20 protein-coding genes and 1 riboswitch are annotated in these 22,353 nt (G+C 71.2%); of the genes, 8 read left to right on the top strand and 12 right to left on the bottom strand.

What is annotated here, in order from left to right; genetic code table 11:
• Positions 1–60: 60 nt before the first annotated feature.
• The gene (proP, locus tag ACZ7EG_RS01240) at positions 61–1,446 is read right to left on the bottom strand and encodes a glycine betaine/L-proline transporter ProP (RefSeq protein ID WP_471070496.1); all 1,386 of its coding nucleotides are present in this window, start codon (positions 1,444–1,446) and stop codon (positions 61–63) included.
• Positions 1,447–1,792: 346 nt separating this feature from the next.
• On the opposite strand from proP, the gene ACZ7EG_RS01235 reads away from it, so the two are divergent.
• From ACZ7EG_RS01235 to ACZ7EG_RS01225, 3 genes are all read left to right on the top strand, one after another.
• A complete protein-coding gene (locus tag ACZ7EG_RS01235; RefSeq protein ID WP_471070494.1) occupies positions 1,793–3,847 on the top strand; it encodes a bifunctional glycosyltransferase 87/phosphatase PAP2 family protein in 2,055 nt (684 codons plus the stop codon).
• 32 nt (positions 3,848–3,879) lie between these two features.
• Positions 3,880–4,305: a peptidoglycan-binding domain-containing protein gene (locus ACZ7EG_RS01230; RefSeq protein ID WP_471070492.1), complete on the top strand. Its 426-nt coding sequence runs from the start codon at positions 3,880–3,882 to the stop codon at positions 4,303–4,305.
• Between the two features lie 83 nt (positions 4,306–4,388).
• Positions 4,389–5,441: a hypothetical protein gene (locus ACZ7EG_RS01225; protein WP_471070490.1), complete on the top strand. Its 1,053-nt coding sequence runs from the start codon at positions 4,389–4,391 to the stop codon at positions 5,439–5,441.
• On the opposite strand, the gene ACZ7EG_RS01220 is transcribed toward ACZ7EG_RS01225, so the two are convergent.
• Entirely contained in the window at positions 5,396–5,845 is a 450-nt protein-coding gene (locus ACZ7EG_RS01220; protein ID WP_471070488.1) for an ATP-binding protein, read from the bottom strand. The genes ACZ7EG_RS01225 and ACZ7EG_RS01220 overlap by 46 nt on opposite strands.
• Positions 5,846–5,938: 93 nt before the next feature.
• On the opposite strand from ACZ7EG_RS01220, the gene ACZ7EG_RS01215 reads away from it, so the two are divergent.
• Both ACZ7EG_RS01215 and ACZ7EG_RS01210 read left to right on the top strand, forming a co-directional pair.
• Positions 5,939–6,778, top strand: coding sequence for a helix-turn-helix domain-containing protein (locus tag ACZ7EG_RS01215; RefSeq protein WP_471070485.1), 840 nt, complete (start codon positions 5,939–5,941; stop codon positions 6,776–6,778).
• Entirely contained in the window at positions 6,747–6,941 is a 195-nt protein-coding gene (locus tag ACZ7EG_RS01210; protein WP_471070483.1) for a DUF397 domain-containing protein, read from the top strand. Before ACZ7EG_RS01215 ends, ACZ7EG_RS01210 begins: the two co-directional genes overlap by 32 nt.
• On the opposite strand, the gene ACZ7EG_RS01205 is transcribed toward ACZ7EG_RS01210, so the two are convergent.
• A complete protein-coding gene (locus ACZ7EG_RS01205; protein WP_471070481.1) occupies positions 6,925–8,094 on the bottom strand; it encodes a steroid 3-ketoacyl-CoA thiolase in 1,170 nt (389 codons plus the stop codon). The genes ACZ7EG_RS01210 and ACZ7EG_RS01205 overlap by 17 nt on opposite strands.
• 218 nt (positions 8,095–8,312) lie before the next feature.
• Here ACZ7EG_RS01205 and ACZ7EG_RS01200 point away from each other — a divergent pair, with 218 nt between their 5' ends.
• A complete protein-coding gene (locus ACZ7EG_RS01200; RefSeq protein WP_471070478.1) occupies positions 8,313–9,548 on the top strand; it encodes a cytochrome P450 in 1,236 nt (411 codons plus the stop codon).
• A gap of 1 nt (position 9,549) precedes the next feature.
• Here the strand turns inward: ACZ7EG_RS01200 and ACZ7EG_RS01195 are convergent, their stop codons facing one another.
• Complete coding sequence (locus tag ACZ7EG_RS01195; protein WP_471070476.1) at positions 9,550–10,140, bottom strand: TetR/AcrR family transcriptional regulator; 591 nt, start codon at positions 10,138–10,140, stop codon at positions 9,550–9,552.
• 127 nt (positions 10,141–10,267) lie between these two features.
• On the opposite strand from ACZ7EG_RS01195, the gene ACZ7EG_RS01190 reads away from it, so the two are divergent.
• On the top strand, positions 10,268–11,188 hold the full coding sequence (locus tag ACZ7EG_RS01190; protein ID WP_471070474.1) for an alpha/beta hydrolase family protein: 921 nt from the start codon (positions 10,268–10,270) through the stop codon (positions 11,186–11,188).
• Between the two features lie 258 nt (positions 11,189–11,446).
• On the opposite strand, the gene ACZ7EG_RS01185 is transcribed toward ACZ7EG_RS01190, so the two are convergent.
• The 6 genes from ACZ7EG_RS01185 to ACZ7EG_RS01160 all read right to left on the bottom strand — a co-directional run bounded on the left by ACZ7EG_RS01185 (position 11,447) and on the right by ACZ7EG_RS01160 (position 18,579).
• Complete coding sequence (locus tag ACZ7EG_RS01185; protein WP_471070472.1) at positions 11,447–12,286, bottom strand: ECF transporter S component; 840 nt, start codon at positions 12,284–12,286, stop codon at positions 11,447–11,449.
• On the bottom strand, positions 12,286–13,959 hold the full coding sequence (locus tag ACZ7EG_RS01180; protein WP_471070470.1) for an ABC transporter ATP-binding protein: 1,674 nt from the start codon (positions 13,957–13,959) through the stop codon (positions 12,286–12,288). Before ACZ7EG_RS01180 ends, ACZ7EG_RS01185 begins: the two co-directional genes overlap by 1 nt.
• A complete protein-coding gene (locus ACZ7EG_RS01175; RefSeq protein ID WP_471070468.1) occupies positions 13,956–15,083 on the bottom strand; it encodes an energy-coupling factor transporter transmembrane component T in 1,128 nt (375 codons plus the stop codon). Before ACZ7EG_RS01175 ends, ACZ7EG_RS01180 begins: the two co-directional genes overlap by 4 nt.
• A 124-nt stretch (positions 15,084–15,207) precedes the next feature.
• Complete coding sequence (locus tag ACZ7EG_RS01170; protein ID WP_471070466.1) at positions 15,208–15,846, bottom strand: SCO2322 family protein; 639 nt, start codon at positions 15,844–15,846, stop codon at positions 15,208–15,210.
• Positions 15,843–17,051 carry a prenyltransferase/squalene oxidase repeat-containing protein gene (locus tag ACZ7EG_RS01165; RefSeq protein ID WP_471070464.1) on the bottom strand — a complete coding sequence of 403 codons (1,209 nt, stop codon included), beginning with the start codon at positions 17,049–17,051 and terminating at the stop codon, positions 15,843–15,845. The genes ACZ7EG_RS01170 and ACZ7EG_RS01165 overlap by 4 nt, the downstream gene beginning before the upstream one ends.
• A gap of 125 nt (positions 17,052–17,176) precedes the next feature.
• Positions 17,177–17,267, bottom strand: a riboswitch (adenosylcobalamin-variant (AdoCbl-variant) riboswitch).
• A 298-nt stretch (positions 17,268–17,565) separates the two neighbouring features.
• Positions 17,566–18,579, bottom strand: coding sequence for a bacteriocin fulvocin C-related protein (locus ACZ7EG_RS01160; protein ID WP_471070462.1), 1,014 nt, complete (start codon positions 18,577–18,579; stop codon positions 17,566–17,568).
• 477 nt (positions 18,580–19,056) lie between these two features.
• Between ACZ7EG_RS01160 and ACZ7EG_RS01155 the strand changes: the two genes are divergently transcribed.
• Positions 19,057–19,872: an SAM-dependent methyltransferase gene (locus ACZ7EG_RS01155; protein ID WP_471070460.1), complete on the top strand. Its 816-nt coding sequence runs from the start codon at positions 19,057–19,059 to the stop codon at positions 19,870–19,872.
• Positions 19,873–20,072: 200 nt separating this feature from the next.
• On the opposite strand, the gene ACZ7EG_RS01150 is transcribed toward ACZ7EG_RS01155, so the two are convergent.
• Entirely contained in the window at positions 20,073–20,978 is a 906-nt protein-coding gene (locus ACZ7EG_RS01150; protein WP_471070458.1) for a helix-turn-helix domain-containing protein, read from the bottom strand.
• Between the two features lie 197 nt (positions 20,979–21,175).
• A complete protein-coding gene (locus ACZ7EG_RS01145) occupies positions 21,176–22,201 on the bottom strand; it encodes an MBL fold metallo-hydrolase (protein ID WP_471070456.1) in 1,026 nt (341 codons plus the stop codon).
• Positions 22,202–22,353: the final 152 nt, after the last annotated feature.

Here is a 22,353-nt window from a genome sequence, read left to right as displayed (position 1 = left end):
GCTTCCCTAACTACTGCGCTGACGAAGATAGTTGGTGCGCGGGGCCCTGTCAGCGGGATTTCACTCGGCGTGTCGACCCGCCACCGAGGGCGCCGAACCGGGCAGCGGGCGCCCCGCCGACTCCGCCATGCGCCACACCGCGAAGCCGCCGATCACCGCCGCGGCCATCATGTAGTAGGCGGGCATCATCATGTTCCCGGTCGCGCCGATCAGGGCCGTGACCACCAGCGGGGTGGTCCCGCCGAACAGGGACACCGAGACGTTGAAGCCGATCGACAGCGAGCCGTAGCGGACCTTCGTCGGGAACAGCGCAGGCAGCGCGGAGGGCATCGACGCCGTGAAGCAGACCAGCAGCAGGCCGAGGGCGCCCATGCCGAGCGCGACCGCGAGCAGGCTGCCCTGGCGGATCAGCAGCAGGGCCGGGACGGAGAGCAGCAGGAACCCCGCACAGCCGGTGGCGATCACCGGGCGGCGGCCGACCCGGTCGGTCAGCGCGCCGGCGAACGGCTGGGCGATCATCATCACGGCCATCACGCCGAGGACGACCAGCAGGCCGTGTGTCTCGTCGTAGTGGAGCTGACCGGTCAGGTAGCTCGGCATGTACGACAGCAGCATGTAGTCGGTGACGTTGAAGACCAGCACCAGGCCGACGCAGAGCAGCAGCGCGCGCCACTGGCCGGTCACCATCTCGCGCAGGGGGGTCTTCGGGCGGTTGTTCTCGGCCTTCTCCGCCTCGGCCGCGAACGCCGGGGTCTCCTCCAGGCGCATCCGCAGGTAGAGGCCGATGATGCCCATCGGGCCCGCGATCAGGAACGGGATGCGCCAGCCCCAGGAGGTCAGGTCGTCGGCGGAGAGCAGGGCGGTCATGATCGTGACCAGGCCGGCGCCGCCGATGTAGCCGGCGAGCGTGCCGAACTCCAGCCAGCTGCCGAGGAAGCCGCGCCGCTTGTCGGGGGCGTACTCGGCGATGAACGTGGAGGCGCCCGCGTACTCACCGCCGGTGGAGAAGCCCTGCACGAGGCGGGCGACCAGGAGCAGGATCGGCGCGCCGACACCGATCGTCGCGTACGACGGGATCAGACCGATCGCGAAGGTGCCCGCCGCCATCATGATCATGGTGAGGGCGAGGACCTTCTGGCGGCCCACGCGGTCGCCGAGCGGGCCGAAGACCATGCCGCCGAGGGGGCGGACCAGGAAGGCCGCGGCGAAGGCGCCGAACGTGGACAGCAGCTGGGCGGTGGGGTTGCCCGAGGGGAAGAAGACCTTGCCCAGCGTGACGGCGATGTAGCTGTAGACGCCGAAGTCGAACCATTCCATCGCGTTGCCCAGCGCGGCCGCCTTCACGGCGCGCTTGACGAGCGCGGGGTCGGTGACGGTGGGATCGGGGGCCTTCGCTTTGCGGGTCTTCACGGGAGACGCGGGTGTGACGACTGAGGCAGTCGACAAGGCTCGCTCGCCTACCTTTCGACGGGGACAGGGACGCGGTCCCGCGCGGCGGCGCTGTCGTACGGGCCGAATGAGCGACGATAGGCGGCTTTGCCCCGCTCACGGGCGGTACGGAAGTCGTTGCACGCTGCATGTAAATCGTCGCTGTGCAGGTGTTTCTGCCCCCTCCGGGAGGGGTCCCACCTGATCTTCATGTGATCCTTCTCGCTTTCGAGTGTGCAGTAGCGAAGTGTTCCGCAGTTGCCCGCGCCGTCTTTCCCGGGGTCGCGTGATCCCCATAGGGTTCGCGGGAGAATCCCCGCATTCTGGACATGTGGGATGAACTGCTGCGGAAGGCCGATGAGACGTGGCGAATGCGGATCGCGGCGGACGACCGGCGGAAGGCTTCGGAGCGACGGCCGTCGACGGGGTCCGCACACGCCTGCGCGCCGCCCGCCTGGGGCTGTGGCTGATCGCCGCCGTCCTCGCCGCCCGGCAGGTCGCCGCCGTCCTCGCCACCCCGCGCGGTGAGCGGCTGACGGACCTGGAGACCTGGGTGGGGCCGAACGGCGTGCTGCATGTGAACGGTTCGCTGTACGACTCCACCCGCTTCACGGGCACGCCCTTCGGGGGCCTCGCCCTCAAGCCCCTCACCCGTTCGGCCGAACAGGCCCTCGGCTGGGGCTGGACCTTCGGCACGCTGCTGCTGGTCGTCGCCCTCGGCCTGACCGCCGCCCGCGCCCTGCCCCAGCCGGTCGGCCGCCGTACGGCACTGCTGGCCGCGCCGGTCGCCGTCAGCCTGCTGATGCTGTCCCTGCCCGTCCGCGACACCCTGTCGCTCGGCCAGACCAGCATCATCCCGGTCCTGCTCGTCCTGCTCGGCTGCTTCACCGTCCACGGCCAGCGCGCCAGCGGCCTGCTGATCGGCGTCGCGGCGGCGCTCCAGCCCACCCTGCTGCTGTTCACGCCTTTGCTGTGGTGCACCGGCCGCAGACGCGCCGCGCTCGCCACCGTCGTCACCTTCGCCGCCTGCACCGGGCTCGCCTGGGCGGCGATGCCGCACGACTCCTCCCAGTACTGGGTCCACCACCTGGCGGGCGCCGGCCTCGGCGGCCGGGCCGACGACCTCGCCAACCAGTCCCTGCACGGGGCCCTGCTCCGGCTCGGCCTGGTCGGCCCCGCGGAGGTCGCGCTCTTCCTGGCGCTCGGCGCGGCCGTCGTCGTCCTGGCCCTGCGCCGGGCCGTGCGGTACTTCGACGACGGACAGCTGCTGCTCGCCGTCGCGATCACCGGCTGCGCCGCGATCGTCGTTTCCCCCACGGCCTGGCAGCACCAGCTGCTGTGGGTGCTGCTCGCGGTCGTCGGCCGGGTCGGCACGCGCGCGTCGGACCGGTACGTATGGCCGGTCACCGTCGTCCTGGTCATGACCCTGCCGGCCCGGATGCTGTTGCCGGACATGGCGCTCCTGCGGCCGCTGCGGGACGACGTCGTCCTGCTGGCCGCCCTGGCCGCCGCCACCGCCGTGCCGTTCCTGTCCCGCTCCTCGCCCGCCTACCGGTCACCGGCACCGCCCGCCTACGCGCCCACCACCCCGGCCCGCTTCCGGCACGTGCCGCTGATGCCGTTCCTGCGCCGGGTCCTCAGCAGGCCCAACCTCCTGCTCGAACTGCTCCTCCTACGCGTCACCTACGCCGCCTACTCCCAGGTCCGCCTCGCGGCCACCGGCGGCAGCAACTCGGCCGGGCGCGCGGAGGCCGAGGAGCACGGCATGCAGGTCTACGACGTCGAACGCGCCCTCCGCATCGACGTCGAGCACTGGCTCAACCACACCGTCGCCGGGATCGGCCGGCTGCGGGACTTCCTCGACTTCTACTACACGTCGTTCCACTTCGTGGTCCCGCTGGCAGTCCTCGCGGTCCTCTACTGGCGCCGCCCCGGCGACTACCGCTGGGCCCGCTCCGCCCTGGGCTTCGCCACGCTGCTCGCCCTCGTCGGATTCTGGCTCTACCCCCTGGCGCCACCCCGTCTGATGCCGACACTCGGCTTCATCGACACCGTGCACGGCACCCAGGACTTCTCCCGGCCCGACTACGGCACGCTCACCGCCCTCACCAACCAGTACGCGGCCATGCCGTCCCTGCACTTCGGCTGGTCGCTGTGGTGCGGCCTCGTGATCGCGGCCCTGGCGTCCCGGTGGTGGGTCAAGGCGCTGGGCCTGCTGCATCCGCTGTGCACCGCCCTCTCGATCGTCGCGACGGCGAACCACTGGGTGCTCGACGCGGCCGGGGGAGCGGTGGTGGTGGGTGCGGGCTTCGGCCTGACCTACCTCCTCCAGGGTCCGCGCTGCCCCGCCCCGGCCGCCCGGCCGCTCGGGCGCGGTCCCGCTACGAGATGCAACCCCGTTGAGGGCCGCGCACGATGAGAAGAGGGGCACTCTCCGTGGAGGTGATCGGGATGCGACGTGTACTCACCGCCGTAGCGGCGCTGGCTCTTCCAATTTCCCTGGCGGGAACACCGGCTGTAGCCGCATCACATTCAACTACTGCGTCCGCCGTCGTCAAACACGCCCCGGCGGCCGACAAGTTGAATCATCCAGCAGCCCTTGTGGCCCAAGGGCCGGACGACGTCTGCAATTTCACCGACAGCCGACCGACCCTCCGTCTGGGGTCCTCCGGGGCCGCGGTCCAGCAGGCCCAGTGCTATCTGAACCAGGCGATCGGCGCCGGCCTGGACGAGGACGGAGACTTCGGCCGCATCACGCAATCCGCGACCAGGGACTTCCAGCAGTGTGCCGGCATCGTCGTCGATGGTCGCATCGGAGCTCAGACCTGGTCGTTCCTCTCCTTCTGGGCCAACGCCCCGGACGCGCCCTTCTGCTGACGGGCTCCGGGCGGTGCCGAGAATCGTCGTGCCGCCGAGCGCTCGGCCAGGTGGCGCGCTCGCGAAGGTGGAGGAGCAGCCCGATGACCGCTCGTCTTCGCACGTGGGCAGCTTGGCTCGCGTCGGCAACGACCGCCGTGCTCCTGCTGTCCGTTCATTCGGCAGAAGCCGCACAGAGGGACCGGCCGACCGTGGTTTCCCGGGTTTCCGCCACCAAGGGGTGGCAGGACACAGGGTTCAAGGTCGAGCAAGGTGAGACCTACACGGTCTCCTACCTGAGCGGCACCTGGACGGTCGACCGACGAACCTTCCCCAGGGTCGGGGCCAGTGGTTACGCATCGTCGGTGGACAGTCACATCTACCAAGGATGCAAGCTGAAAGACCACAGCCGAAGCCCTTATGGAACCCTCTACCTGGCGGAAGCCACGGGCGATGCCGGCGTCCCGGTGGCTCAGGGGAAGATCCTTCACGCATCACGGGCCGGTTCGGTTCACCTGCGCGTCAACGACGACGATCGCTGCCTGGCGGACAACGCGGGATCGGTACGGGTGAAACTGTCCAGAGGGATTCCTGCCACAGCGCTCACCGATCCGTTCCGCCGTGACTCCGATGGAGGCCAAGCGCCGTACCGCGTCGTTCAGGGATACCACAACAAAGAGGGCCGCTGCGTGATCGGGCGAGGCCCCGATCACTGCGCCAACCAGCTCTTCTCCGTCGACCTGGAGCCGACGCTGGGTGCCGTTTCGGCGAAGCTCCATTCCCCGGCGCCCGGGACGGTGAGCTGGCGGGATGAAGAAACCGGATGCCTCGGGATGGACCTGGCCGACGGTATGAATCTCACCGTCTGTCACATGTCCTCGTTCAAGGTCGCCAGAGGGGCCTCCGTGCAACGGAACGAGGTGCTGGGCGTACGGCGCACGCCGTGGGTTCATCTCGGTGTGGACGATCGCAGAGCCGGCAGGCCGTACCGCCCCGTGCCCCTGACGGCCACCACGAGCGGGTGGGACCACACACTGAACGGTGCGTCTTTGACTCCTGGTCATAAGGACGGGACCGGGGGCGTGGCAGCCGTTCAATGGGGCGGGCACTCCTACCGTGTCAGGTACGAGGAATGGGACGGCCTGCAGGGGCCTTGATCCCCGCAGGGCTCGCCTCCGCATTCGAACCACACGGTCTTCCCGCCCCCGGACCACAGCGACACGCCCCACTTGTCGGCCATCGCGTCCAGCAGGAGAAGCCCGCGTCCGTTCTCGGCCTCCGAGTCCAATCCGTCCCGAACGCACGGCAGTTCATCGCTGCCGTCCGTGACCTCCACCCGTACGCCCGTGCGCTGCCGCAGCAACAGCAGTGCGCAGCGCCGGTCCGGGACGTGCCGTACGACGTTGGCGAGCAGCTCGGTCACGCCCAGCTCCACGGCGTCCGACAGCTCGGGCATCCCCCACTCCTCGAGGAAGGAGCGGACGATGCGGCGGACGTGGCGGGGGGCGTGTTCACCGACGGTGAGGCGCATCGAGTACTGGGCGGGAAAGTATTCGTTCACGAGACGAGGCTGACGTGCGGTGACTACCCTCGGCTACGGAACGGATACAACCGGTTCCTTTGTGGACCGCGTTGCGTGAGAGGGGCTTCTGCCGTGACCCACATCAACTCCCTCGACCCGGGTGCGTCGCCGCTCGACTACTACGGCTTCGAGCTGCGGCGGCACCGGGAGGCCGCCGGGCTGACGCAGCGGCAGCTGGGGGACATCCTCAACTACACCGGCTCCTTGGTGGGCCAGATCGAGACGGCTCGGAAGCTTCCGACGCCGGAGTTCAGCGAACGGGCGGATGCGGCGCTGGGGACGGACGGTATGTTCTCCCGGCTCGTCGAGTTGGTGTTGCGGAGTCGGCTTCCGGCGTGGTTCCAGCAGGTGGCGGAGCTGGAGGCCAGGGCACTGAACATCTGCACGTTCCAGACCCACGTGGTGCACGGTCTCCTCCAGGCGCAGTCCTACGCCCGTGCCGTCCTCGGTGTGTTGGATCAGGCGGATCTGGGCGACCGCACCGCCGTACGTCTGGCCCGTCAGCGCATCTTCGACAAGGAGGTGCCGCCGGTCTTGTGGATGGTCATCAGCGAGGGGGCGCTGCACCAGGAAATTGGCGGTGCAGAGACCATGCGGAACCAACTCGCCCACCTGTTGGCCTTCCAGCACAACCCCAGGATCAACATCCAGGTGCTCCCGTTTTCGGCCGGAGCACACGTCGGGCTCCAAGGCGCATTCAACCTCTACCGATTCGAACGCGACCCGGACATTGTCTATACCGAGGGGTATGGCAGCGGGCATCCGACCGCAAACCCGGACACCGTCAAGGACTGCTCGCTCCGTTACGATCATCTTCGTGCCGCCGCGCTTTCCCTCAAGGACTCGGCGGATTTGATCCGGCGCGTAATGGAGGAACGCTATGGCCAGCAAGGCGGGGATCCTGTGGCGTAAGTCCAGCTACAGCGGTGACCAAGGCGGTGATTGTGTAGAGGTCGCCGAAGCCTCTGCCACCATCGCTGTACGCGACTCAAAGACCCCGGCGGGACCGATCCTCACCCTCGATCCCGCCGCCTTCACCACCTTCGTCAACTGGACGTCTACAAGCGCTGAATGATCGTGCCGGTGGCCAAGCCGCCCCCCGCGCACATCGTGATCAGCGCGAACTCCTTGTCCGCGCGCTCCAGTTCGTGAAGTGCCGTCGTGATGAGCCGGGCCCCGGTCGCTCCCACCGGGTGCCCGAGCGCGATCGCGCCGCCGTTGACGTTCACCTTCGACAGGTCCTGGTCGAAGACCCGCGCCCAGCTCAGCACCACGGACGCGAACGCCTCGTTGATCTCCACGAGGTCGATGTCCCGCAACGACATCCCGGCCTTGCCCAGCACGGCCTTCGTCGCGTCGATCGGGCCGTCGAGGTGGAAGTGGGGGTCGGATCCCACGAGGGCCTGAGCCACGATCCGGGCCCGGGGGCGCAGCTTCAGCGCCCGGGTCATCCGTTTCGACGCCCACATGATTGCCGCCGCCCCGTCGGAGATCTGCGACGAGTTCCCGGCGGTGTGCACCGCCGTCGGCATGATCGGCTTCAGCGCGGCCAGCGCCTCCGCCGTCGTGTCGCGCAGGCCCTCGTCCTTGTCGACCAGGCGCCACATGCCCTGCCCGGCGTGCTGCTCCTCCTCGGTCGTGGGAACCTGGACCGCGAACGTCTCCCGTTTGAAGCGTTCCTCCGCCCAGGCGTGGGCGGCCCGCTCCTGGGAGGTGAGGCCCAGCGCGTCGACGTCCTCACGGGTCAGGCCGCGGTGGCGGGCGATGCGCTCGGCCGCCTCGAACTGGTTCGGCAGGTCGACGTTCCACTCGTCGGGGAACGGCTTGCCCGGCCCGTGCTTCGAGCCCGACCCCAGCGGCACCCGCGACATCGACTCCACCCCGCAGGAGATGCCGACGTCGATCACACCCGCCGCGACCATGTTGGCCACCATGTGCGAGGCCTGCTGGGAGGAGCCGCACTGCGCGTCGACGGTCGTCGCGGCCGTCTCGTAGGGGAGCCCCATGGTCAGCCAGGCCGTGCGCGCGGGGTTCATGGACTGCTCGCCGGCGTGGGTGACCGTACCGCCGACGATCTGCTCGACGCAGTCGGCGGGAATGCCGGTGCGGCCGAGGAGTTCACGGTAGGTCTCGCCCAGGAGGTAGGCGGGGTGCAGATGGGCGAGCGCGCCGCCGCGCTTGCCGATCGGGGTGCGTACGGCTTCGACGATCACGGGTTCGGCAGCCATGGGTGCGGGTCCTCTCCGGGAGGCTCAGCGGAACTAGTACGCGTTCTAGTTCTGCAAGCAGTGTGCTGAGGGTCGCTCGGTGACCGCAATAGTCGTGCGGGCAATTGGCGGGCCCGTGCCTCTTGCTACTTGTAGAACCCGTTACTACCGTCACCGCAACTCCGCACAACTGATGGGCCGTCAGACCGATGAGTCGGTACGAGTGGTGGGAGCCGCCCATGCCCTGTCCCGCGCTGCCCGAAGGGTTCGACTTCACCGACCCCGACCTGCTGCACCACCGCGTGCCCCTGCCGGAGTTCGCCGAGTTGCGCCGGGCCGAACCGGTCTGCTGGGTGCCGCAGCCGGCCGGTCTCGCCGGCTTCCAGGACGAGGGCTACTGGGCGGTCACCCGGCACGCCGACGTCAAGTACGTCTCCACGCACCCGGAGTTGTTCTCGTCGTCCCTCAACACGGCGATCATCCGCTTCAACGAGCACATCGAGCGCGACGCCATCGACGCGCAGCGGCTCATCCTGCTGAACATGGACCCCCCGGAGCACACCCGGGTCCGGCAGATCGTGCAGCGCGGGTTCACGCCCCGGGCGATCCGCGCCCTGGAGGAGCGACTGCGCAACCGGGCCCACTCCATCGTCGACTCCGCCCGCGCGCACACCGGGCCGTTCGACTTCGTCACCCAGGTCGCCTGCGAACTGCCGCTCCAGGCGATCGCCGAGCTGATGGGCGTCCCCCAGGAGGACCGGGACAAGATCTTCGACTGGTCCAACAAGATGATCGCGTACGACGATCCCGAGTACGCCATCACCGAGGAGATCGGTGCCGAATCGGCCACGGAGATCATCGCCTACGCGATGAACATGGCCGCCGACCGCAAGCAGTGCCCGGCCCGCGACATCGTCACGCAGCTCGTCGCGGCGGAGGGGGAGGGCAACCTCAGCTCCGACGAGTTCGGCTTCTTCGTGCTGATGCTGGCCGTCGCGGGCAACGAGACCACCCGCAACGCCATCACCCACGGCATGCACGCCTTCCTCACCCATCCCGAGCAGTGGGAGCTGTACAAGGGCGACCGCCCGCAGACGGCGGCGGAGGAGATCGTGCGCTGGGCGACCCCGGTCGCCGCCTTCCAGCGCACGGCCACCCAGGACACCGAACTCGGCGGCAAGCGCATCCGCAAGGGCGACCGGCTGGGACTGTTCTACGCCTCCGCCAACCGCGACCCCGAGGTCTTCGACGACCCGGACACCTTCGACGTCACCCGCGATCCCAATCCGCACCTCGGTTTCGGTGGCGGCGGCCCGCACTACTGCCTGGGCAAGTCCCTCGCCGTGCTGGAGATCGACCTCATCTTCAACGCCGTCGCCGACGCCATGCCGGGTCTTCGACTGGTCCAGGAACCCCGCCGGTTGAGGTCGGCGTGGATCAACGGGGTGAAGGAACTCCGGGTTCGGTCCCAGTAGGTCACTGCGGTCGGCGTAGTCCCGCGACGAGGAGCGCCACCAGTCGGCGGGCGTCGTAGCGGGGGTCGGTGTCCGCGCCGACGCAGAGGTTCCCGATGCCGCGCATGAACTGGTAGGCGTCGAGGTCGGTGCGGATCTCGCCGGACTCGGCGGCGGCGTCGAGCAGTTGGGCGCACACCGGCAGGAGGCGGTCGAGGAAGTAGGCGTGCAGCGGCCCGAAGCAGGTGCTGTCCCCCTGCATCGCGGTGGCCAGGCCGTGCTTGGTGACCAGGAAGTCGACGAAGAGGTCGACCCACCGCACCAGGGCGGCATGGGGTGTCGGGCCGGCCGTCAGCAGGGCCGGGCCGGCTTCGGCGCAGGCGTCGACCTGGTGCCGGTAGACGGCGATGACGAGGTCCGCCCGGGTGGGGAAGTGGCGGTAGATCGTGCCCGTTCCGACGCCCGCCCGGGCCGCGATGTCACGTACCGGCGCGTCCACGCCCGAGCTGACGAAGACCTCGGCGGCCGCGTCCAGCAGGGCCTGCTGGTTGCGCCGGGCGTCCTTGCGCTTGGACCGGGCTGAGCTTCCGGCGCTCTGGCCGCTGTCGTGCACCGTGTCTGCCTTCCGTCGGTCTTCCGTCGGTCTTCCGTCGGTTGTGAAGCGGAACGTTGTTCCGTATCGTAATCGGAACAAGGTTCCGCTTCATTCATGATGGCAGACCCCAATGGAAGGCACTCCCATGCCCGGCACATCCCTGCCCGACTCGACCATGGTGATCTCCGCGAAGCCGGTGGTCCTGCCCGCCCCCGACCGTGGTGAGGACCTCCAGGTCCGCGTGTCCGCCCCCGCGACCGGCGGCGATCTGCCCGTCATCGTCTTCTCGCACGGCTTCGGCTGGTCGATGAACGGCTACGCCCCGCTGACGGACTTCTGGGCCGCCCAGGGCTTCGCGGTGGTGCAGCCCACCCACCTGGACTCCAGGACGCTGGGCCTGCCTGCGGAGGACCCCCGGACGCCCCGGATCTGGCGCTTGCGTATCGAGGACCTCAAGCGCGTGCTGGACGGACTCGACGTTCTGGAAGCCTCCGTGCCGGGCCTCGCCGGGCGCCTCGACCGCGACCGCATCGCCGTGGCGGGCCACTCCTGGGGAGCCCAGACGGCGGGCACGCTGCTGGGCGCGCGCGTCCTCGACTCCGACGGCGTTCCCGGGGAGGACCTGTCCGACCCCCGCGTCAAGGCGGGCGTGCTGCTCGCCATGGCCGGCCTGGGCGACGACCTGACCCCGTTCGCCGTCGAGCACCTCCCCTTCATGAGGCCGTCCTTCGACACCATGAGCACGCCGGCGCTCATCGTCGCCGGGGACCACGACGATTCCGCGCTGTCCACGCGCGGACCGGACTGGTTCACCGACCCCTACACCTACAGCCCGGGAGACAAGAGCCTGCTCACGCTGTTCGGGGCGGAACACTCGCTCGGGGGCATCCCCGGCTACGAGGTGGCTGAGACGACCGACGAGAGCCCCGCACGCGTCGCTCTGCTCCAGCGCCTCACCACCGCCTACCTGCGCAGCGTCCTCTACCCCGGGGACACCGGCTGGAAGGCGGCGGCCGTCGCGCTGGAGGAGGACCCCGAGCCGCTGGGGAAGCTCCAGAGCAAGTAGACGCAGGCGGAGGCGAAGGCGAAGGCGGAAAGCAGAGGCGAAGGCGAAGGCGACGGCCCCGGGGATCAGGGGGCCGCCGCCTTCGGTCCATGGGGGGTGGGCTCGGGTCTTGGGCCTGGCCAGACAAACAGGCGCGCCGGATGCCCGCAAGGAACCCGTTTACTAGGTGTGGCCGCATGTGCGCGGAAGGCCTGCCCCGTGACCGGGGATTGTCCCTACGGCCCCGCTTCGTAGGTGACGGGGGTCATGTGGGGGGCTTCACGTCCGGGGCGCGTCGAACGTGACCGGCGTCTCGAAGGCCGCCCGGCGGGTGGCGCGGCGCAGCGCCCGCAGGACCGCGGGGCCGAGGGTGAGGGTCAGGACGACCGTGACGACAGCCCGGCCCAGGTCCCAGCCCAGCGAGGTGGCCAGGCAGTACGCGAGGAAACGGGCCAGGTTGGCGGCGACCGCCGCGTGCGGGTCGAAGGCGACGTTCGAGGCGAGGGCGCTCATGAAGGGCCAGCCGGCCAGGTTCATCACCGTGCCGTAGGCGAAGGCGGCGAGGAAACCGTAGAACGCGAGCAGCACGAGCTCCGCCCGGCCGCGCAGCCGGTCCGGGCCCGGCAGCAGGCCCGCGCCCATCGCGAACCAGCCCATCGCCAGCATCTGGAACGGCAGCCACGGGCCCACACCGCCGGTGAGCAGCGCGGACGCGAACATCGTCACCGAGCCGAGGACGAATCCGAAGCCCGGGCCGAGGACCCGACCGCTCAGCACCATCAGGAAGAACATCGGCTCGATCCCGGCGGTACCGGCGCCGATCGGCCGCAGGGCCGCCCCCGTCGCGGCCAGCACGCCGAGCATCGCGACCGCCTTCGGACCGAGACCGGACTCCGAGATCGCCGCGGCCACCACCGCCACGAGCAGCACCAGCAGGCCCGCGAAGAGCCAGGGCGCGTCCTGCGCGTGCGCGCTGAGCCGCGAGGTGGGCGGCGTCAGGAACGGCCAGCCGAAACCGACGACGCCGACTGCGCTGACGAGGGCCAGGGCGGTGACGGAGCGGGGGCCGAGGCGGACGGCCCGGGCCTGACGCTGGGGGGTGGTCCCGGTTTTGGTCATCAGCAGGCCTCGGGAGCCACAGGAGCCTCGGGGTGGAGGGCCGCGCGGACCTGGGAGACCGTGAGCCAGTGCTGCGGGGCGAGGATCTTGGTGACCTGCGGGGCGAAGGAGGGGGAGGAGACCACGATGTCCGCCGTCGGGCCGTCGGCGATCACCTCTCCGTCGGCGAGCAGGACGACCCGGTGGGCGATCTCGGCCGCCAGTTCCACGTCGTGCGTGGCCAGCACGATGGCGTGCCCCTCGGCGGCCAGCGCGCGCAGCACCGCCACCAGCCGGGCCTTCGCCGCGTAGTCCAGGCCCCGGGTCGGCTCGTCCAGCAGGAGCAGCGGCGGCCGGGCGGTCAGCACCACGGCCAGGGCGAGAGCGAGCCGCTGCCCCTCGGAGAGGTCTCGGGGATGGGCGCCGTCGGTGACGCCGGGCAGCAGCTCGGTGACCAGGGCCCGGCAGGTGCCGGCGGCTGCGCCCGCGTCCCTGTCGGCCGCCGCGCACTCGGCGGCGACCGTGTCGGCGCAGAGCAGGTCGCGGGGCTCCTGGGGGACCAGGCCGACCTTGCGGACGAGGTCCTTCGGGGCGGTGCGGTGGGGTGTGGCTTCGCCGAGGCGGACGGTTCCGGAGCTGGGCTTGACGAGGCCGACCAGGGCGCCCAGCAGGGTGGATTTTCCGGCGCCGTTGCGGCCCATGAGGGCGATGGTCTCGCCGGGGGTGACGGTGAGGTCGATGTGGCTCAGGGCTGTGATGCGGTCGCGGGTGACCGAGAGGGCTCGTGCCTCGCCTATGGGGGTGGCGGGTGCGGATCGTCCGCGGGGGCGGGCTGCCTGTGGCTTGTCGCGCGGTTCCCCGCGCCCCTGAGGAGGGACGTCCTGCAGCTCTTGCTTCAGCTCCCCTGCCCTGCGCCGGGCGTCGCGGACCGTCAGTGGCAGGGGGGTCCAGCCCGCCAGGCGGCCCAGGGCCACCACCGGCGGGTACACCGGGGACACGGCCATCACCTCGGCCGGGGGGCCCAGGATCGGGGCGGCGCCCGGCCCGGGCAGGAGGACGATCTGGTCGGCGTACTGGATGACGCGTTCCAGGCGGTGTTCGGCCATGAGGACCGTCGTACCGAGGTCGTGGACGAGCCGCTGGAGGACGGCCAGCACTTCCTCGGCGGCTGCCGGGTCGAGCGCGGAGGTCGGCTCGTCCAGGACGAGGACGCTCGGGTGCGGGGTGAGGACCGAGCCGATCGCGACGCGCTGCTGCTGGCCGCCGGAGAGGGTGGCGATGGGGCGGTCCCGCAGGTCGGCGAGGCCGAGCAGGTCGAGCGTCTCCTCGACGCGGCGGCGCATCACGTCCGGGGCGAGGCCCAGCGACTCCATGCCGTAGGCGAGTTCGTCCTCGACGGTGTCGGTGACGAAGTGCGAGAGCGGGTCCTGGCCCACCGTGCCCACGATGTCGGCCAGTTCGCGCGGCTTGTGGGTGCGGGTGTCACGGCCGGCGACCGTGACCCGGCCGCGCAGGGTGCCGCCGGTGAAGTGCGGGACGAGTCCGCTGACCGCGCCCAGGACCGTGGACTTGCCCACGCCGGACGGGCCGGCCAGCAGGACGAGTTCGCCTTCCGGCACTTCGAAGTCGATGCCCTGGACGGTGGGTCCGTCGGCCCCGTCGTAGGTCACGGAGACGTCCTCGAAGCGGATCACGACGGCTCCTTGGGGTCGGGGGCGACGAACGCCGGCAGCAGGCCGAGGAGTACGGCAGCGGCCGGCCAGAGGGGGAGGGCGGGGGCGACCAGTGGCACCACGCCCGGGTGCAGGGCGGCGGGGTCGCGGGCCGCGGCGAGGGCGAGCAGGGCCGCGACCGCGACGCCGGAGCCGACGACCAGCCAGGCGCGCACGTCCCAGCGGTCCGGGCGGTAGCGGGTGCGGAGGGACCGGCGGCCGCCGAGTTTGAGGCCTGCGAGGGCGGCCGTGAGACCCGCGAGGAGGACGGGGAAGCCGTAGCCGGCGCCCTCGGCCGTGAGCAGGCCGTACGTTCCCGCGCAGACGCCCAGCAGGCCGCCGAGGGTGAGGGCGGCGGTGGTACGGCGTACGGCGGGCGGGACCTGGGCGGTACGGCCGTAGCCGCGGGCGTCCATCGCGGCGGCCAGGGAGACCGAGCGCTCCAGCGCGCCCTCCAGGACGGGGAGCCCCACCTGCAGCAGGCCCCTGATGCCCCTGTCCGGGCGGCCGCGCAGGCGGCGCGCGGCGCGCAGGCGCTGGACGTCGGCGATGAGGCTCGGGGCGAAGGTGAGGGCGACGACGACCGCGACACCCATCTCGTACAGGGCGCCCGGCAGGGACTTCAGCAGGCGCGAGGGGTTGGCGAGGGCGTTCGCGGCGCCGACGCAGATGAGGAGCGTGGCCAGTCTCAGTCCGTCGTACAGGGCGAACGTGAGGGCCTCCGCGGTCACCTCGCCGCCGAGGCGGATGCCCTGGGCCCAGGCGGGGAGGGGCAGCTCGGGGAGGGTGAGGAGGGTGTGCGTCCCTGGGATGGGGGAGCCGAGGACGGTCGCGAAGACGAGACGGATGAGGATCACGGCGAGGGCGAGTTTGACGAAGGCACCGTAGGAGCGGGACCAGGGGGTGTCGGGGCGGCGGCTGGCCACGACGTAGGCGGAGACGGTGATGAGGAGGCCGAGGAGGAGGGGGTTGGTGGTGCGGGTGGCCGCGGTGCCGAGGGCGAGCGCCCAGAGCCACCAGGCTCCGGGGTGCAGTTGGGCACGGCGTCGGCGCCCGGGCCGGAATGGGTGCGCGACCCGGCGCTGCGGGGTGCCGCCTGCGCCCACCCTCCTCCAGGCTCGCGACTTCTCCCCCAAGTTCCCGGCTTCGCTCGAGCAGGGGGGACCCCCATGAGCAGGCGGGACCCCCACCGCCCCAGCGGCACGACTGCCCGCAGGCCGGGCGGGACGGCTACCCACGCCGTCGTACCTGCCAGATCGCCGCGCCGCCCAGGAGCGCCACCACGGCGATACCCGCCACCAGGCCGAGGGACGGGCCGTCGTCCGACGTGGTCCTCTTCTCCGCTGCCGGCTGCTGCTTCTTCTCCTGGCTCTGCCGGACCTGTTCGCCGCAGCCCTTCTGCGGATAGCCCGAGATCGCGCACAGCAGGGCGTTGGTGTCGTAGCGCAGCGGCTTGGCGACTGCCGCCAGGGCCTCGGCCGTCGTCGCGTCGGGGGAGACCCGGGCGCAGGCCGTGCGGGCGGCGGGCGGGGTTTCACCCTCGGGCGCGTCCGACGGGGTACCGAAGTCGAGGACCAGGGCCACTCGCTTGCTGCCGTCGCGCGCGGGCGTCTTCGCGCAGATCGTCGCGAAGTCGGCCGTCCCGCGCGGCCGGGCCGCGTCATCGGAGTCCTCGCTCACCGCGAAGCGGAAGCCCTGGACGTCACCGTCCGAGGGGCGGGCCAGGGACGGGCCCTGGGTGGCGTAGACCCAGCGGCCGGCGTCGCGCTCCCAGAACGACCAGTACCGGTATCCGGCGGCCCGGGCCTGGCCCGCGCCCGCGCACAGCAGGAGCGAGGCCAGGAGGAGGAGAAGGCCCCGGCGGATCACAGCTGCTGCTGCTTCTTGCGGCCGGTGAACAGGAAGCCGATGCCGATTCCGGCGACCAGGCAGATGCCGACGTACCACCAGACCCCGAAGAAGTCCGAGCCGGAGTCCTCCTGCTCGTCCGAGGCCTTGGTCTGCTCGGCGGTCTGCGGGGCGGGGCCCGTCGCGTTGAGCTGCTTGACGAGGTCCGCGCCGCCGAAGTCGCGCGGGTTCGTGCCGGTCGCGTGGGCGGCGAGGATCAGCTGGGCGTAGGCCGCGGGACCGCTCTGCGCGGCCCAGGACGCGGAGTTCTTCTCCAGCCACCGCACGGACTTCTCGGCCTGCGTGGTCTCACCCGATGCGGCGAGCGCGACGACCGCGTCGGCGGTGTTGCCGTAGTCGGGCTGGGGCTCGGCACCGGCCAGGGCGGACATGAGATGCCCGTCGTCCTTGGCGAGGGCGGTGGTGAGGTAGGCGGCCCCGTTGGCCGCGGCCTGCTCCGGCGTCCCGGCCTTCTCGCAGGTCGCGTCGGACTTCTTGCCGGGCTCGACGACCATGCCCTTGCCCAGGGAGCCGAGCACACCGGCTGCGGTGGCGTCCGCGTTGGCGGCGAGCTTGCCCTTCTTGTCCGGCTGGAAGGCGAAGGCGCCGTCGCCGTCCCCGCCGCAGGGCAGGGCGAGCTTCAGCATCGCGTCGTAGGGGGACTTGCCGCCCTTCTCGACCTGGTCCGGCTTCTCGCCCGCGGCGGCCAGCGCGCCCACGACGACCGACGTCGAGTTGGTGTCGCTGGCACCGCCGGGTGAGTAACCCCAGCCGCCGTCCTTGTTCTGGACGGACTTCAGCCAGTCGACGGCCTTGCCGGTGGCGTCGTCGTGCCCGCCGAGCGCGGTCAGGGCCTGGACGGCGGCGGACGTGGCGTTGGTGTCCCGCATGGTCTTGGCGTCGCACGCGGTGGTGGGATCGGGGCGGTACGAGGCGAAGGAGCCGTCCGCGCACTGCTGACGCGCCAGCCACCGCACGGACTTCACCGCCGGCTTCACGCCCACCGTGTCCTGCGCGAGCAGCGCGAGGGACTGTCGCCAGACCCCGTCGTACTTCGGGTCGGTGCCGCCGTACAGGGCGGAGGGGAACGCCTGGGAGGGCGACGGGGACGGGGCGGCGGCGGCCGGGGTGGCGGCGCCGATCACGGCGACGGCGGCCAGGACCGCGGCGCTGCGGCGGACGTTCATGATCGGCGGGTGCCTCTCCCTGTGGGGGAGCCGGGCAGCGCGGGGCACCCCCCGGCGGCTCGGCTCCGTATACCTCGACGGTGCCGCGCACCGGCACTCTGCCGGGCACGCGAGCCGGTCACGAAACCGTACGGGGCGATCCGGCTCACCGCCCGGGTGGGGCGGATCACGGTTGCGGGTCAGCGCCGGAATTGCACCGGCTTCCCCCCGTACGGTGTGATGACGACCCGCTTACTGTACCTGGGCGGGGAGGACCGGCCGAGGGGCCATGGAGGGCTTCGCCCTGCGTCGGCGGGGGGTGCGGCCTCGGGGAGGGCTCGTCACCCCGTCTCAAGGTGGGCCCGGTGTGGTCTCGTTCGGCATGGCGGCCGACAGCGCGCGGCCGGCAGCCGAACCCCGCGGGGGAAGGCAACCGCGTCATGGCCCGGAGCGCGGGCCGCTGCCGACGGGTGGGACCTGCGGCTGCGGCCCGCGCCTGCCTGCTCGGTCAGCTGTCGAACCTCGACGGCCGGCGTCAGTCGGTGCAGGTTCCGTTGCACTGGTACAAGCCCAGGAAGCCGCAGCCCGATGTCGTGCTGCAGAAGCAGCACTGGCAGCGTGGGCCTTCCCACACGGTGCACCACTGCGAGGTGGTGCTGCAGTTACAGGTGGCCTGCACCCCGGCCCCCGCTTTGCCTCGAGCGGCCGGAGCGGCGTCGACGGGCCCGAGAGTCACCAGGAGCGCGGCGCTGTCGGCCATGCCGAACGCTTCCTTCGCTGCCACCTCCACGGCGGAGATGCGGCTCTGCAGCTTCGAACCCTTCTGCGGCTCGCCGCCGACGAAGCTGGCCTCGGAGCCCGCCAGGTCCAACGCCTCCTGCACGACCCGTTTCTGTTGCGCGGTCAGCGCCGGATGCGCGTCCTGGAACCGCTTCAGGTGTTCGGTCCACACCCGGCTGCGCTCGGCCGGGGAAAGCTCCACCAGTACGGCCTGACGGACAGCCGAGGGCAGCGGCGCGATGGCCGCGTACGTGCGCGGTAACGCGTTGCGGTGTGCGGCTACCCAGGACCGGGCCTCTGTCTGCGCGGAGCGCGCGAATGCCGGGGTCTGCCCCGCCATCGTCATCCCGACCGCTGTACTGACGCCGCCCGCCAGCAGCAGGAAGCGCTTGCGGCTCACGCCTGAGCGGTCCTGCTCCGCAGCACCGTCCGCGGTGGTCAGTGGCCGCCCGGTGCGGGCCGCACGACGCAGTTCGCCCAGGGCCACGAGTACGCGGCCGGTCGCCCGCAGTCCGAGTCGCCGCACCAGCGGCGGAGTCATACGGGGTCCTGTCCAGGCGCGTACCGCGCCGTCAGCCACCCGCAACAGGGTCGGCGCCCACACGGGTTCGGCGCCCATCGCCTCCTCGCGCCACCGCCGTACGTCCGCGTCGGTCAGCGGCAACACCTCCAGCTTGCCTCCGCTGGCCCGGGCGACGGCGGACGACACCGTGGTGCATGTCCCGCAGGATGAGTCGAACGCCAGGATCCAACGTGTCGTGATCTGCATTCCCTGCCCTCCGTTGGCTGCGTCTGAGGCAGTTGCCGCCACGATGCGACCAGGACGCCGCGCGGGTGCCGACCATGCCGGTGGCAGGCAGCCTCAGCAGCAGGGTCACACGATGGTGTCGATCAGGCTGAACTGGGGCAACAGCCGCATTCGGACAGCGATAACTGTGTCGTGCCCTTCTACTGGTGGACAGGTGGATTCAAGTCGTTTTCTGTTCGGTGACCCAGTGCGTTTCCGTGGCCTGACGATGCCTTCATCCGACTGCTCACCCTGCGGGGACCGGTGGTGCGGGGAAAGCCGTATCTTCGGCGGTGCGTATGACGAGTCTCCGGAGGGCCGACCGAGGCACTGCGCCGCCGGGGTGCCGACGACGGGCCGGGACGAAGTCGAACTCCTGCATTCCGCAGCGGAGTTGATCCTCTCCAGGGCGCAGAACGGCTAACGTGGGGCTTTCCGACCACACACGCAGGAGCGTCCATGACCGACCCGGTGGAGAACTCCGAGCAGGAGCCGTTCCCCAAGATCGACACCTCGGTGCCGCACTCGGCCCGGATCTGGAACTACTGGCTGGGCGGCAAGGACAACTACGAGGTCGACCGGGTCGCCGGTGACGCGTTCCGCGAGGTGTTCCCCGGTATCGAGACCGGGGCCCGCGCCGCCCGTTACTTCCTCGCCCGCGCCGTGCGCCACCTGGCCGCAGAAGAGGGCATCCGCCAGTTCCTGGACATCGGCACCGGCCTGCCCAACGTGGACAACACCCACCAGATCGCCCAGCGGGTGGCGCCGGAGAGCCGGATCGTCTACGTCGACAACGACCCACTGGTGCTGGCCCACGCCCGCGCCCTGCTCACCAGCACGGCGGAAGGCGTCACCAACTACGTGGACGCCGATCTGCGCGAGCCCGACACCATCGTCCGGGAAGCCGCGAAGACGCTCGACTTCGACCAGCCCGTCGCCCTCATGCTGATGGGCATCCTGGGCCACATCGAGGACCACGAGGAGGCCCGCTCGATCGTCCGGCGGCTGGTGGACGCCCTGCCCCCCGGCAGCTACCTGGTGCAGTACGACTCCACCGACACCAGCGAGGACTACGTCCGGGCCATCCAGACGTACAACGACGGCGGTTCGATCCCGTACATCCTCCGCAGCCCCGAGCAGATCGCCCGCTACTTCGACGGTCTGGAGCTGCTCGAACCGGGCGTGGCGTCCTGCTCGCGCTGGCGTCCCGACGCGGCGGCCCTGGGCCTGCCGGCCGAGGTGCACCAGTACGGCGGCGTCGCACGCAAGAACTGAGCCCTCGGGTCTGAGCCCTCGGGTCTGAGCCCTCGGGTCTGCTCCCTCGGGTCTGAGCCCTCGGGTCTGCTCCCTCGGGTCTGAGCCCTCGGGTCTGAGCCCTCGGGTCTGAGCCCTCGGGTCTGCTCCCTCGGGTCTGCTCCCTCGGGTCTGCTCCCTCAGGTCTGCTCCCTCAGGTCTGGGCCGTCGAGTCTGAGCCGTCAGGTCTCCTGAAGGATGCGGTGCAGGATGGTCGGAGTCTCGTCGGGCGACTCGGCTTCTACCACCAGCCGGTTCATCGCGTCCCAGTAGCACTCGATGTCGGCCGGCCGGTCGGGGTAGAGGGCGCCGGTGAGCTGCTCCAGGTAGACCACGTCGGGCAACTGTCCACCGGGCAGGCGCAGAATGGTGGCCGGACCCACCTCCGCGGCGTGTGCGCCGGTGGTCAACGGCAGGATCTGCACCGTGACGTGCGGCAGCCGGCAGCTCTCGATGAGATGCCTGAGCTGCTCCCGCATCACGCGGATGCCGCCCACGGGGCGACGCAGCGCCGCCTCGTCGATCACGGCCCACAGCCGGGTCGCCGGCTGTCGGCGCAGGATCCGCTGGCGGTCCATCCGCAGGGCGACCCGGCGGTCGGTCTCCGTCGCGCCGGCGTCCGGGTGCGCGAGCCGGACGGCCGCACGCGCGTAGTCGGCGGTCTGCAGCAGGCCGGGGACGCGCTGGACGCGGAAGCAGCGGATGACATCCGCCGCCTGTTCGGCCCCGAGGTAGGTCTGCATCCACGTCGGCACGACATCGCTGTAGGACCGCCACCAGGCGGGGGTGTTGGCCTGCTCGGCCAGCGCCATCAACGTGGCGCGCTCGGCCTCGTCCGTGACGCCGTAGAGGGTGAGCAGATCGGCGACGTCACGCAGTTTGAAGCCGTGGCGGCCGGCTTCCATCCGGCTGATCTTGGAGGAGGAGGACCGGATGACATGCCCCGCTTCCGCCCGGCCGATGCCCCGCTCCTCCCGCAGCCCGCGCAGCCGGGCGCCCAGGGCCAGCCGCGGCACCATGGGCCCGGCGCACCCGCCGTCCAGGACTCCGCTGCCGGTCGTCGTGCGTGCGGCTTTGTCGGTGCCCATGGGCGCCTCTCCCGGTGCGAGCGTTGCTTCCGACCATCCTAGGGGCGCTCCGCATCGTCAAGGGCCCTATGCCGAGGGCAGGTTCGGACGCGCGGCTCGGACACGGTGTGGGTTCCCCGAGGGAAGGTGGAGGGTGCGCGAGGCGAGCCGGCCGGTCCCGTCCGTCCGGCGGAACGGGTGCCGTCCCGACCTGGACTTCACACCGCCACGTACGTCACCGGCTCGCTCCCCGGCACCGCCTCCGCCCGTCCCAGCTTCACCAGCCGCCGCAGGTGCGCCTCGGCCTCGGACACGGCGATGGTGCGGGAGCCGTACGGGATCCGGTCCCAGGGGCGGTTCCACTCCATGCGTTCGGCGAGCTGCCAGGGGGTGAGGGGCTCGGCGAGCAGGGCCAGCAGGTCGGCCAGGCGGGACTCGTGGTGGGCGAGCAGTGCGCCGACGCGGGCGGTGGCGTCGGAGAACGGGTGCTGGTGGGCCGGGAGGATCTCGGCGGGGGCCAGTCGGCCGACGCGTTCGAGGGAGTCGAGGTAGTCGCCGAGGGGGTCTGTGATGGTGGCGTCGTCCGGGTCCTCGTAGAGGCCGATGTGCGGGGTGATCCCGGGCAGCAGGTGGTCGCCGGAGAACAGGCGGCCGTGGCCGGGGAGTTGTACGGGGTGGGCCTCTTCGAGGTGGAGGCAGACATGGCCGGGCGTGTGACCCGGGGTCCAGATCGCGCGCAGCCGGCGGCCGGGGAGGTCGAGGAGTTCGCCGGGGACGATGTCGCGGTCGGGCAGGGCGGGGGAGAGGCCGGGCAGGGCGCGGCGGCCGGGCCTGCGCAGGGGGGCGAGGTGCTCCTCGGGCGCGCCGGCCGCGGTGAGTTTGGCCGCCATGTACGTGAACCAGTGCTCGGGACGGGCCTCGCGGGTCCGCCGTACGACCGCGGTGTCCGCCGCGTGCATCGCGATCCAGGCGCCCGACGCCCGACGGACCCGGCTGGACAGGCCGTGGTGGTCCGGGTGGTGGTGGGTGATGACCACGCCGTGGATCTCGGCGACCGAGGTGCCGCAGGTCGTGAGGCCCTGCGCGAGGGTGTCCCAGGACTCCGGGTCGTCCCAGCCGGTGTCGATCAGCACGGGGCCGCAGTCGGTGTCGACGACGTACACCAGCGTGTGGCCGAGCGGGTTGTCCGGGATCGGGACCCGGAGGGACCGGACGCCTCCGCCGTGGTCGGTCACCTGTGTCATGGGGTCCCCCAGTCGCCGGCTCCCCGTCACTATAACTAGAACGGGTTCCAGCGAGGAGTCTCCAGCGGTGCGCGGTCCGTGGACTCCTCGGGGCGGGGCTGGTATCAGTGGCGTATCTGATGCACCGTCAGGAGATGCTCCCGGGGAGGCAG

The organism is Streptomyces sp. NPDC037100, assembly GCF_055606225.1.
The sequence above is the reverse complement of the archived record's forward strand: the minus strand, read 5'-3'. Positions and strand labels throughout refer to the sequence as shown.